Origin of the sequence: Aquimarina sp. AU119, assembly GCF_900312735.1 — a bacterium.
Lineage (GTDB): Bacteria > Bacteroidota > Bacteroidia > Flavobacteriales > Flavobacteriaceae > Aquimarina > Aquimarina algiphila.
Genome location: NZ_OMPF01000024.1, coordinates 308817 through 321000 on the forward strand (window position 1 = coordinate 308817; position 12184 = coordinate 321000).

At 31.6% G+C, this 12184-nt stretch carries 10 protein-coding genes and 1 tRNA gene; 8 read left to right on the forward strand and 3 right to left on the reverse strand.

Features of this window, described 5'->3' with window-relative positions; genetic code table 11:
- Positions 1-47: 47 nt before the first annotated feature.
- The 7 genes from DK442_RS22795 to DK442_RS22830 all read left to right on the forward strand — a co-directional run bounded on the left by DK442_RS22795 (position 48) and on the right by DK442_RS22830 (position 6269).
- Positions 48-1184 (forward strand): WG repeat-containing protein, encoded by a 1137-nt coding sequence (locus tag DK442_RS22795; RefSeq protein ID WP_109438219.1) that lies wholly within the window; start codon positions 48-50, stop codon positions 1182-1184.
- An 85-nt stretch (positions 1185-1269) separates the two neighbouring features.
- On the forward strand, positions 1270-2307 hold the full coding sequence (locus DK442_RS22800; RefSeq protein ID WP_109438220.1) for an RNA ligase family protein: 1038 nt from the start codon (positions 1270-1272) through the stop codon (positions 2305-2307).
- Positions 2308-2371: 64 nt separating this feature from the next.
- Complete coding sequence (locus DK442_RS22805) at positions 2372-2776, forward strand: hypothetical protein (RefSeq protein ID WP_160114310.1); 405 nt, start codon at positions 2372-2374, stop codon at positions 2774-2776.
- 141 nt (positions 2777-2917) lie between these two features.
- Positions 2918-3628 carry a hypothetical protein gene (locus tag DK442_RS22810; RefSeq protein ID WP_109438222.1) on the forward strand — a complete coding sequence of 237 codons (711 nt, stop codon included), beginning with the start codon at positions 2918-2920 and terminating at the stop codon, positions 3626-3628.
- A 76-nt stretch (positions 3629-3704) separates the two neighbouring features.
- Positions 3705-4073 (forward strand): hypothetical protein, encoded by a 369-nt coding sequence (locus tag DK442_RS22815; RefSeq protein WP_109438223.1) that lies wholly within the window; start codon positions 3705-3707, stop codon positions 4071-4073.
- Between the two features lie 12 nt (positions 4074-4085).
- The gene (locus DK442_RS22820; RefSeq protein WP_109438224.1) at positions 4086-5000 is read left to right on the forward strand and encodes a hypothetical protein; all 915 of its coding nucleotides are present in this window, start codon (positions 4086-4088) and stop codon (positions 4998-5000) included.
- 678 nt (positions 5001-5678) lie between these two features.
- Positions 5679-6269 carry a collagen-like protein gene (locus tag DK442_RS22830; RefSeq protein WP_109438226.1) on the forward strand — a complete coding sequence of 197 codons (591 nt, stop codon included), beginning with the start codon at positions 5679-5681 and terminating at the stop codon, positions 6267-6269.
- Positions 6270-7040: 771 nt separating this feature from the next.
- Here the strand turns inward: DK442_RS22830 and DK442_RS22835 are convergent.
- A tRNA-Pro gene (locus DK442_RS22835) sits at positions 7041-7115 on the reverse strand.
- A gap of 227 nt (positions 7116-7342) precedes the next feature.
- Complete coding sequence (locus tag DK442_RS22840; RefSeq protein ID WP_109438227.1) at positions 7343-7699, reverse strand: hypothetical protein; 357 nt, start codon at positions 7697-7699, stop codon at positions 7343-7345.
- Between the two features lie 436 nt (positions 7700-8135).
- On the opposite strand from DK442_RS22840, the gene DK442_RS22845 reads away from it, so the two are divergent.
- Positions 8136-11477 carry a starch-binding protein gene (locus tag DK442_RS22845; protein WP_109438228.1) on the forward strand — a complete coding sequence of 1114 codons (3342 nt, stop codon included), beginning with the start codon at positions 8136-8138 and terminating at the stop codon, positions 11475-11477.
- A 73-nt stretch (positions 11478-11550) separates the two neighbouring features.
- On the opposite strand, the gene DK442_RS22850 is transcribed toward DK442_RS22845, so the two are convergent.
- A complete protein-coding gene (locus DK442_RS22850) occupies positions 11551-12183 on the reverse strand; it encodes a response regulator transcription factor (protein WP_109438229.1) in 633 nt (210 codons plus the stop codon).
- Between the last annotated feature and the right edge of the window lies 1 nt (position 12184).

Below are 12184 nucleotides of genomic sequence, written 5' to 3' on the forward strand. Positions count from 1 at the left end.
TTCAAAATTGTAAGCATGATTATTTATGATTTTAATGGATTAAAATAATGAGAATAAAACAATTGATCATTTTGGTTTTTAGCCTATCGATAGCACTTTCGTGTAGAGAATATATTGACAAGAAAACAACCAATCATCAATATTTTGATAAATCGATATCAGACACTATCTCAACAGAAAAGTTGATAGCCGTTACAGATGAAGAACACCTTCAATATGGTGTAAGAGTAGCATATGTAAATGAAAAGAATGATACGATAATCCCGTTTGGAAAATATGCTTACTATGGAACAGATACTTTAGAGTATTATGCCAATGTTATTGAACACCCAAGCGATAGTACTTACGGTAGACAAATTGCTATAGACAGAAATCAGAATATTTTATTTGATGTTGTGATGTTTGACAATGGTCCAGAACCCTTTGTTGAGGGATTAACCAGGGTACTTAGAAACGGAAAAATGGGATATGCTAATAAATTTGGGCAAGTCGTTATTCCTTGTGAATACGATTTTGCCAAATCATTTCAAAACGGGAGGGCAGAAGTAGCATATAATGCAAAAGAATATTTTGACCTAGAGGAACATAAACAAGTGGAAAGTGATAAATGGTTTGTGATAGATAAAAAAGGAAACATATTAAAAAAGGATTGCGATATTGACTATAATCTTGTTAAGAAAAATGATAGTATAATAGCGTCTTTTGACATGAAAACTACTATGGAAGCAAGATTTTGGTGGAATAGATGGAATAACATGAATGAACCAAACTTAAGAGAAGCGACTATTGAATCATATCGTTTGACTATAATAGGCGATGCTATAACAGTTTTTAGAATCCAAAAAAACAAAAAGGCTATGAAGCTAATAGAAAAACTGCAGTTAGCAACATCAAAATATAGACCTGAACCCGAAGACTTTCCCCCCTTTCATTATTCTGAAAAAAAAATAAAAGCTAGTGAATGGAATGACTTTGTTGAGTTGATAAACCAAATGAATTTTTGGACAATGCCTGTTAATATTGATAATACGGTACTGGTGAACAACGATTCTCCTTTTCTGTTGTTAGAAGGAATTACGCCCGAACTTAATAATTGTACAAAAAGAAATTATCACATGGTTATTCGTGAGACATCAATGGATACAACAATCATTAAAAAATTATATGAACTTGGTAATAAATAAAAAAGAGGTAACAGTCTTGATAGAAAACTCTAATCTGTTATTGATACTTGAATAAATCGTTTGTAAAAAATAAAAAAGAGTAAAAATGAATACATTTTCAGAATACGAGAAAATGCCCAGTAATTTTGAAAAATTAGGGTTAAATGTCCGTGATTTTGAAAAAATGGAAAAGCTTCAATGGGTTGTTACAGAAAAAGTTCATGGCGCAAATTTTAGTTTTGTTTACGAAAACGGGAACTTAAAATATGCAAAAAGAAAAGAGTATTTATCCTGGAATGATGACTTTTTTGGTTTTCAACTTGTGGTAAACAATATTGAGAATGCCATTATACAACTATTTGAAGATTTAAGCTTCAAAATAAAAGCCACTAAATATATAGTTTACGGAGAGCTTTTTGGTGGAGAATATCCGCACCCTTCTGTAGAATCAATTCCTAATGTGCAAGCTATTCAAACTGGAGTATATTATACCCCAACAATTAATTTTTGTGCCTTTGATATTGCCATGGAAACAGATGGTATACAGACCAAATTATATCTAGACTATGAATCATCACTCTTTTACTTTGAAAAGCACAACGTATTTCATGCCAAACCCTTATTTATTGGAAAGTTTGGAGAGGCCTTAAATTTTAATACAAGAATTAATTCTACCATTCCAAAGCAGTTAAAACTCCCTGAAATAAGAGAAAATCTAATAGAAGGTGTTGTCATAAAACCCTTTAATCAAGTTGATTATAAAACGATTCATTTAAGACCTATAATCAAATTAAAAAATAAAGAGTTTGACGAAGAAAAGAAATATCATCAAGCCGAAAAATGGACATACATTCCTAATATTTCATCCAAATCGGAAGATTTATCTTTCTTATTAGATGAATTAAGAGATTATATCACTGTAAACAGATTACAAAGTGCTATATCTAAAATAGGAGCATTAAACTTTACTAATGAGCAGAGAGTAACTGATATTGAATCTGAATTTTTTAGAGATGTATTAGTTGATTTTAACGAAGACAATGAGAATCTTTTGAATGAGCTATCTAATGATGAAAAAAAATGGATTGATGAGAGAGTTTATGCTGAAATAAAGAAGGTAATAACTTTTGTAAAGGCTATTTGAGAATGAGTTTTATAGGATATGGTAACGATATACAGTTGTTGGCAAACATTAGGTTGAACAAGAAATGATGTTTCCCGAATTGATATTTGGAATTATAGCATTAATTCTTGTTAGACATACGATATGGAATATAAAAGTATATATGCGAAAAAAGAACTTGAAAAGATTAATTCGGAATATTATTCTATCAATTATGATTGTTGGATTTAGTTGGATTTGGTTTGTTCCTATTCATGTAGGGCAAATTGGAGAGTCACCAGTTTGCAAGTTCAGATTTCAAGTGTTTGAGTACGAAGTTCATGATTATTCTGGATACGGAAATATCCAAGATTTATTGATAAGAACCGTGCCTGTAAAATATGGAGCATTTGATTTTTACAAAAAAATAGGTGGGTGGAAAGAATATTTTGGATTAAAAAAAGAAGAATATCAAACTTATGAAGAGTATTTTGGAAAGGAAGCAGAATAGTAAAACGTTTGTTAACATGGGGTATAAGTAATAGCGGTTTAAGTGATAATGCTAAAGGTGAAATATAATACAGAGGTCAGTGCTAAACAGAAAGGTTTTTAGTAGGAACCAGCTACTAATATTCAAAACAATGAGAACACAATGAAAACAAAAATCAGCATATTAACCATTAGTTTGTTAGCAATTTTCAGTTGTTCGAAAAGTAAAAAGAAAGTAAAGCAAAACTATAGTGAATCTCAAACAACATTCTTTCAATTAAGACATGGAGATTGGACATCCAATCAATGGATTAGAAACCCTCAAAATCTTAAAACGATTCATGAGACATTTATGAAATTTGGCTATATAGACTTGATAGGAAATCGATTAGGCGACAATCCGTTTATTCTTCAAGACTTATACATTAAAAAAGAACCATCCCATTTGATAGACAGCTTAATTCTAGCATTTAAGAATAAAGAATTGAATGTAAAGTATTATCGAGAATTTTGGTTTCGAAGAGAACAAGAAAAGAATGATAAAGTAGTTTACGAGATTCTCAAAGACATAAAGCACTCATTCAAGTCCAAACATTCTTCAACTAAACAGTCAATGAATGTGAACGAAGATTTTGTTAATGATACCTTATATCAACTCATAAAAGTTGAATACTTTGAATCTCCTTTGACTAAGGAAGTAGCTATAAAGAATTTTGAAAAATTAGTCGACCTGGGATTTCATGAATCTGCTTATAATTTACTATACGAACGTTCTGAATATTCTGAAATTGATTGGAATAAGGAAGAACTAATAAAGAAATTAAAAACAACAGAAACTTATGTGTACCCATGGTTTGAGGATAATACAAAATAAAAACATCTATCATAACAAGCAATGTAAAATTGCATTAAAAAGCACTATCCAAACGTTGTAAAAATTATTAAAAACCATGTTTTATAGATTCACTTGTAGTATTTTATTTTGTTTATTTCTTATAAGCTGTGAGACATCTCCAGAAAGAGAATTAATACATCATGAATTTAAATCGGGAATATTTAGAATTACGTATCGCGAACCAGGTGCCCCTTTTTCTGCCCACCATATGACTTTGAGTTACACAGATAGCCTTAGTAAAACTATATTTGAAAAGAAGACAGAATTATTCAATGACGGAAAAAATTTGACTCATAATAATGTCAAGATTCAAAAGGTTAATGCAAGTATTGAATTTGTATTGATAGGAGAAGAACAGCAACCGGAACATTGGAAGTTACACCCATTATCTGGATTTGAAAAACTAACAAAACCTACTTTTTAAAATGAAATTACGATGAACACAGCTTTACATAACATACTACTATTACTAATTGTTTTGACAACTTTAGCTTGTAATGATGACAAAACCAATATTGTCGTAACGGGGCAAATAATTGACGAAATAACAGGGAAACCCATCCCAAACGCCGAAGTACTTGTTCATTGTTGGTATCGTCACACTATAGATGATAATAATCTTGATGAAGAGACGCTAACAACAGATGACTATGGTTGTTATAAAATTAAGTTTAGTAAGGGACATAGAATTGATGTGGCCTCTATAGCAAAGGATTATCAACCAAGTAGGAGCCATAATAAACTTAAAAACAATGTAATTGAAGTTAATTTAAAACTACGTAGAATAAAAGAAAACTCTACTTTAAACAGTAATGTTCTGTATTACGACCCTTCATATCTTAAAGTTCGTATTCCAGCAGTTAAAAATGGAGAAAGTATGGATTTTGGCAATGCGCAGACATTCGGTTTTGATTTTAAATCCTTAAAAACTAATTCTGACACTACACAAACTGACCTTTGGTATAAAATTGACAACAAAGAAGGGTTGCCTTCAACAATCGTAACTTCCCATAAAGGAGGATTAATTCCAATATTTAGCAATGAACTTAAATCCTCTTTTGTTTATGACTTGCTTTATGAAAAGACTACCGCACCAGTAATAGGTTATGTTTCTTTATACAAATTAACAGGTAAGGAAAAAGGTTTTTTTATTCGTTGTAGAAATGGGAATTATGGGAAGATGATTTTTGGAGGAGAAGAGCTTAGCGTAAGTGTACCAGATGGACAAGGAGGTTATTACAAAGAGTTCGGAAAAGATATTATTTGTTTATATCAGTCAAACGGAACAACAGATTTAACCTATCCTCAAACAGATATTGATTTAAAAAGTTTTCTGCGAGGTTTTTTTTAGAAAGACAAAAATGAAAACCATTGAGAAAATTAAAAACTTAGCAATTACTATGCTAAGGAGTGTAACTAAGACTTTTTTATTTACTCTGTTAATTCCTTTCATAATAATTCTTTTTCCTGTAAAATATTTTTGGCGGAAAAAGTTTGAAAAAAAATATGCCAATTTTCTAAATGTAAATCATGGAAAAAATTTCTTTTGTTATAACAATCGAAAGGATTCAAAAGATTATATAGAAGAAAATATAATTCCTGAGCTTACTAGCACAATTGAAATAGTATATCTAAAAGGAAAAGAAATTAAATCAGATTACAACATTGAGTTTATCTCGGAATCTCTATACAAATTAAAGACCTACAATAGGTTTCCTCATTTAATGAAAATTAGGAATGGAAAGTTAATTGATAAGTCAATTAATAACCTATTTTACAACGTGCTAAATATGAGCAAATCGAAAACAGAATTATTGAATGAGATTCACTTCTTTTTTAAATATTGAAATAGATATGTCTCTGTGTCGACATAATTTACTTGGAGTCTTTATGAATTAATAAAGGACTCTAAAATGAAAATAACTTAAACCTGTATTATTCTTTTAGCATTAAATTGATGTGTCCATTTTGTACAAGACTTGATTTAGTTTCGCAACTAGATTTGCCGATTCATTTTAAATAAAAAATCATGAATGTAAAATCAAATTTAGTAACGTTAATAGTGATGGTTATAGTATCAGTTTCAATTTTTTCATGTTCAGACGGAGAAGATGGAGCGATTGGTCCTACTGGCGCAGATGGAGCGATTGGTCCTACTGGCGCAGATGGTGAACAGGGAGAACCAGGTACTGCAAATGTTATATATTCTGACTGGATAGCATCAGAAATTCCACAAACTATGCCTTCTTCTTTTCAAAATTTTCCAATAGCAGAAAATATAGAAGATGATATTATTGATTCCGGTGTTATTCTAGTATATGGAAGAACTGCTAGTAATGCGGTTTGGGCTCTACCTACAATTCTTGATTTTTCTAGTCAGGTTAATTATTCTTTTGCTGTAGGTAGTAATAAAGAGTTAACGGTAGCAGTCTCATTGGTTTCAGGGTCATTAGACCTACCTAATAACGCTTATCTTACAGATTATCGTTATGTACTTATTCCTGGTGGACAATTAATGGGAGGTGGTGCATCGGGAAGTAAATTTGCCAAAAATAAAAATGTAGATTACTCTAAAATGTCATACGAAGAAATTACAACTCAATTTAATATTCCAGAATAAAAGTTGTATATCGTAAGTTAGAAAATTCACTTAATTTTTTCCCGCCCTTCAATAGTTACAAGTATATATGAGGGGCTTTTTCTTTTCAACTTATGAGAAAAATATATAATCCTTAAACTGTTATGTGTATTCATAACACAATCAAAAAATGGAAAATATAAAACATGACTAAATAATTGAAGCTTAAACTATATATGTATATAAGGTAATAACTCAAGAAGAAGATTTAAAAGAATTGGTTGACAAATGATGCCATGCAAAACCAGAAGTAGGGAACGTCAATCATTTCAAATTTGGTGATGAATATTTCAATAAAATAAAAGTTGTAAAACTGAATTCACCAAATGAAGTTCATTGGGAGTGTGTAGATGGAGATAGAGAATGGATTGGGATTAATTATTTATCCTTTGAACTACAAGAAAAAGACGGAGGAACGTTTCTTAAGTTCTCCCATTTAAATTGAGCAGAAGAAAGTGAATTCTTTGGGTTTTGTAATCACCATTGGGGCAGGTTTTTGGATAGCCTTAAATCACTTTGTGAAACTGTTGTATATCAGACGAAAGTCAAATCACTTATAAAGATACATTTATTTATCGATTAGTAGACCGTTGGCTACAAATCTGGTCAACACTTTTTCAAATTTTAATTTGTTATCCGATTTGTTGTCTTTTTTAATCAAATCGTATCAATTGTTATGATACTTTTAAAAACAGAAAAACCCGATAATCATACGATTAACAGGTTTTTAGTATAAATTGGTACTATAATTTGTCGGGGTGGCAGGATTCGAACCTGCGACCTCCGCGTCCCAAACGCGGCGCGATAACCGGGCTACGCTACACCCCGAAAAAAGGTTATCCTTTTGAGGGTGCAAATATAAATAAATCATTTAATATAAGGCCAAATAAAATTGAAGAAAATAATGTATGAATTTACTTTTAGCATATCGTAATGCATAAACAATTCAAAATATAGAGGTTGGAGTACTTAATATCGATAGTATAAGATAGAAAAAACCCTTGTAACAGGCACAAGGGTCTCATTCATATAAATAAAAGTATGAGTTTATACAATTATGCATGATAATAACGTTCTCTGTAAATTTTTCCATCTCTCCATTCAGTTACTACGGTTTGCTCTGAAAGCATAGTACTGCCATCTTTTAATTTTAATTCCATTATTGCGTCATAAAAAGAATGGTTACCATTGACAGCATAATTGTTTACATCATATCGAATAAACTCTGTAAGTTGATTATCTATAAAATCTTGTTCGAACTTAACATTAAATGCTTTTCCTTTTTTTGGTGCATCATTAGCTTCTTGTAATTCTACATCATCATGTAAATAAGTTTCCATCGCTTCTATAAATTGTCCTTTTGATAGTAATTCATGAACATGTTTTAAGTTTTTCTCAATTGTACTTTCCATTTTGTAGTGTTTTTATATTAATTTTTTAGTAGAATACCTACTCTTATAATTTGATATGGTAAAGATGCGTTGATATTCGTTGCTTCAAAATGTAGTTTTTACCCTAATTCTTGTCGATTTTTCCCTGTATATAAAAAACATAATGTTCTTTGGTATTATGAGTAATTTAATTCTAATGCTTCTATTTTATGAAATACATAAACGAAATCTTTATGATGAAAGTTGATGTAATGAATGTTTTGAATTTTGGCTATTTAAATAAGTTATTGTTAATTTTTTAACTATAAAATAAATAAATTATTAACAATCAAACGTTTGCGTAAAAAAATGGTTATAAAATGCCGTTTTTTTTTCGAAATCTTTATTACAACGTTTGAGAAACTATTTAAGAAATAGATTATCAAGTAGTTACTTATTAATCAACAAATAATGTATTATGAAAAAATTATTTTATTTAGGGCTTTTATTGGCTTTTTGCATACCTAGAATCAGTATTGCTCAGTCCAATAAGAACATACCATTTGCATGGGAGAATGCAACGGTATATTTTGTACTTACCGATCGTTTTGAAAATGGAGATACTTCTAACGACTTTTCTTATGGAAGACAAAGAAATGGTCCACCATTAAGAAGTTTTGAAGGTGGAGATCTTCAAGGATTAATCAATAAAATTGATAGTGGATATTTTGATGACTTGGGAGTGAATGCACTTTGGGTTACTCCACCGTATGAAAACATACATGGTTCTATTGGTGGAGCGGGGTATGCTTTTCACGGATATTGGGCAAAAGACTGGACGACCATAGATCGTAACCTGGGAACAGATGCTCTTTTTAAAACCTTTGTGGATAAAGCTCATGATCACGGTATTCGAATCATTATGGATGTGGTTTTAAATCATGTAGGACCCGATAATTCTAGCGATGAATCATGGCCATCAGAATGGGTTCGTCGTGAACCTACTTGTAATTTTCAAGGACCAGGAGGTAGTATTCCCTGTGAATTGGTTGATAATTTACCAGATATAAGAACAGAATCAAATGGAAATGTTTCAGTTCCTGGTTGGTTACTTAATAAATGGAGCCAGGAGGGGAGGAGACAACAAGAAGAGAACGAATTAAATAATTTTTTTAACAGAACAGGTTATCCAAGAGCTCCAAGGTTTTATATAATGAAATGGCTAACTGATTATGTTAGAGATTATGGAGTAGATGGATTTAGAGTAGATACAGTTAAACATGTCGAAGAGTTTGTTTGGAAAGAGCTAGAAACAGAGGGCTTAATTGCCTTAAGAGAATGGAAAAATAATAATCCAGATAAAAAATTAGATGATTTAGATTTCTGGATGACAGGAGAAGTATTTGGTTATTCTGCACCAAGTATGGGAAGAAGATTTACTGGAGATGGTTTCAATGTAGATTATTATGATAATGGATTTGCTAACCTTATTAATTTTGAATTTCGGTTTAATGCTAATGACGGATTAGAAAGTATTTTTAGTAGATATGATAATCTTTTACAAAACCAACTGGGAAATGGTAAAAGTGCTATGAATTTTTTGGCAAACCATGATACAAATGAAGTTTTTGATAGAAATAGAACCAGAACTTTTGAAGCAGGAACCAAATTATTATTAACTCCTGGACCTGCACAGATTTATTATGGTGATGAAACTGCAAGAACTTTAACTCCTGGAGGTGGAGCTTCTGGCGATGCTACACTACGTTCAAATATGAATTTTAATGAATTAAATAACCCTAATTCTAAAGCAACTCTTACCTTAATACATTTTCAAAAGTTAGGCAAGTTTAGAAGAGAACACGTTTCTGTTGGTGCAGGAAAACATACTAAGTTACAGGATACTCCTTATACCTTTAAGAGAGAATATAATAATGGGGGAATTACAGATAAATCATTGGTATATACAGGAAATGATGGTGATTTCTCTGGCGGGTTGAATGTTTTTGGTATGTGGCCAAATGGAACAACTTTAAAAGACTACTTCTCTGATAAAACAGCTGTAGTATCTGGAGGTAGTGTTAACTTCGGGACCTCTTTTGGGCTCGTATTGATAGCAGAACCTTTAACGATTTCAAATTCAGCATCTTTATCTGTATCTCCTGCCTCAGGTTTTTATACAAGCGCTGTAAGCGTAGAGATGACAGCATCAACTACAACTCCAGGAGCTTCAGTAAATATTTTTTATACAGATGATGGATCAACCCCTTCTTCTTCTAGTACAGCCTATAATAACTCGTTTACGATAAGTGAGAATACTACTATAAAAGCGATAGCGATAGATTCAGAAGGGAATCAATCTTCAATAATCACAAGAGATTATGTATTTGGAGGTCCTTTTGATGTGTATTTCAAAAAACCAACAGGCTGGTCTTCGGCTTTTATTTATGTATTTAATCAAAGTACAGGAGCAGCCATACCAGGGTTCCCGGCTTGGCCTGGAGTTGCTATGGAAACCGTAAGTGATACACCGTGGTATAAGTATAACATTGATCAAAATGTTCAGGTTGGTATTGTATTTAATGATAATGGAGGTGCTCAGACTGATGATTTAACCAGAATTAAAAATGGTTGGTATGATAATCAATGGTTTGATAATTGCCCGGGAGACTGCCCGGATCTTATTGAGTTGCCTGTAGTATCAGTATCTCCTGCTTCTGGATCTTTTAACGGAAGTGTAGACGTGTCTATGAATGCAACAAATTCGGGATCAATATTCTATACTTTGGATGGGTCAATGCCAGATAGTTCAAGTACTCCTTATACTGGTGTTTTTACCATATCTGCAGAAGGTAGTACTGTGGTCAAAGCTATTGCAATTAATACTGCAGGAAATTCTTCTATAGTAAGCAGAACCTATACTATTGAAGATACGTCTGGATATACTGTTAATTTTAAAAAACCAAATAATTGGAGTACGGCTTACATTTATTTGTACGATAAAAATGCCAATACAGCAATCCCAGGATTTCCTAGCTGGCCAGGGATACAGATGTCAAAGCTAGGTAGTTCTCCTTGGTATGCATATACTATTGATCAAACTGTAGAAGTTGGAATTGTGTTTAACGATAATGGAGGAGCGCAGACCGATGATTTATTTAGAACAACAAGTGGCTGGTATGATAACCAATGGTCAGATACTTGTCCTAATGAATGTCCAGATATTGTGGATACTTCGTTTATGGTATATTTCAAGAAACCGAACAACTGGAACACAGTTTATATTTATATTTATGATAAAAACGCAAATGATGCAATACCTGGATTTCCAGCTTGGCCAGGAATACAAATGTCTAAATTAAGTAGTTCTCCGTGGTATAAATATACTATAGATCAGACTGTAGATGTTGGTATTGTGTTTAATGATAATGGAGGAGCGCAGACTGATGATTTATTTAGAACAACAAGCGGATGGTATGACAACCAATGGTTTGATAATTGCCCTGGAGAATGTCCTAATTTAAATGCTTTAAATGGACCTTTTTCTAATATAACCTCAGATAATGATAGACTAAACTTTATAAGTGCATGGCCAAATCCTTTTAAGGAAACGCTATCACTTTCGTTTACAAAGAATATGAATAAGAATAATTTAAAAATAGAAATGTATGATCTTTCTGGAAAATTAACTAATGTAGTTCCTGATAAGAGTACCAAAGAAAATACGGTAACGATACAAACGTCCAACCTTTCTAAAGGAATTTATTTGCTTAAGATAACTTCTGATGACAATGTAAAAATGATAAAAGTCGTTAAGTAATCTATTATTTTTTAGATATAAAAAACCTGTTGAGGATATTATTTTCTGAGCAGGTTTTTATAAGATAAAAAGATTATACCAATAGCCCTTTTTCAAAAGCAACACGAATCAAACCCGCAGTATTACGCACTCCCATTTTTAGAATCAAATTACTTCGATGGGCTTCTATCGTTTTTACAGTTATAAAAAGTGTTTGTGCTATTTCTTCATTTGTATGTTCTTTAGCAATTAATTGCAATACTTCTTTTTCTCTTCTGGTTAATTTTGGTATAAATGAAGAAGATTTTACACCGATACTTTCGTTCAATAATTTATTTTTTAAGATAGATGGTAGGTAGGTTTCTCCTTTATGTACCGTTTTAATGGCTTCTTCTAATTCATCTTTTGAAGTATTTTTTAGCAAGTATCCTTTTGCTCCATTGCGTATCATATTTTTTATAAAACCCGTTTCACTATAATTGGATAGGCCTATGATGGATATATTGGGGTATGTCTTGGTAATACGTTTACATAATTCAATGCCATTGATGTCTGGTAAATTTATATCTAATATCAGCACATCATAACTATTGTTTTGTAAGTTTTTCAATAATTCCTGCCCTTTCTTATACGTAGCCTTTACTTTAATACTATTAGAATCCTCAAGCATAGTTTCAAGTCCCCTTAGTACCATTGTATGATCATCCAAAATCGAAACTGTTATCATT

Bases quoted from the DNA above. Each gene is read 5' to 3' on its own strand.
- DK442_RS22795 (WP_109438219.1), top strand. From the start codon at position 48: ATGAGAATAAAACAATTGATCATTTTGGTTTTTAGCCTATCGATAGCA.
- DK442_RS22800 (WP_109438220.1), top strand. From the start codon at position 1,270: ATGAATACATTTTCAGAATACGAGAAAATGCCCAGTAATTTTGAAAAA.
- DK442_RS22805 (WP_160114310.1), top strand. From the start codon at position 2,372: ATGATGTTTCCCGAATTGATATTTGGAATTATAGCATTAATTCTTGTT.
- DK442_RS22810 (WP_109438222.1), top strand. From the start codon at position 2,918: ATGAAAACAAAAATCAGCATATTAACCATTAGTTTGTTAGCAATTTTC.
- DK442_RS22815 (WP_109438223.1), top strand. From the start codon at position 3,705: ATGTTTTATAGATTCACTTGTAGTATTTTATTTTGTTTATTTCTTATA.
- DK442_RS22820 (WP_109438224.1), top strand. From the start codon at position 4,086: ATGAACACAGCTTTACATAACATACTACTATTACTAATTGTTTTGACA.
- DK442_RS22830 (WP_109438226.1), top strand. From the start codon at position 5,679: ATGAATGTAAAATCAAATTTAGTAACGTTAATAGTGATGGTTATAGTA.
- DK442_RS22840 (WP_109438227.1), bottom strand. From the start codon at position 7,699: ATGGAAAGTACAATTGAGAAAAACTTAAAACATGTTCATGAATTACTA.
- DK442_RS22845 (WP_109438228.1), top strand. From the start codon at position 8,136: ATGAAAAAATTATTTTATTTAGGGCTTTTATTGGCTTTTTGCATACCT.
- DK442_RS22850 (WP_109438229.1), bottom strand. From the start codon at position 12,183: ATGATAACAGTTTCGATTTTGGATGATCATACAATGGTACTAAGGGGA.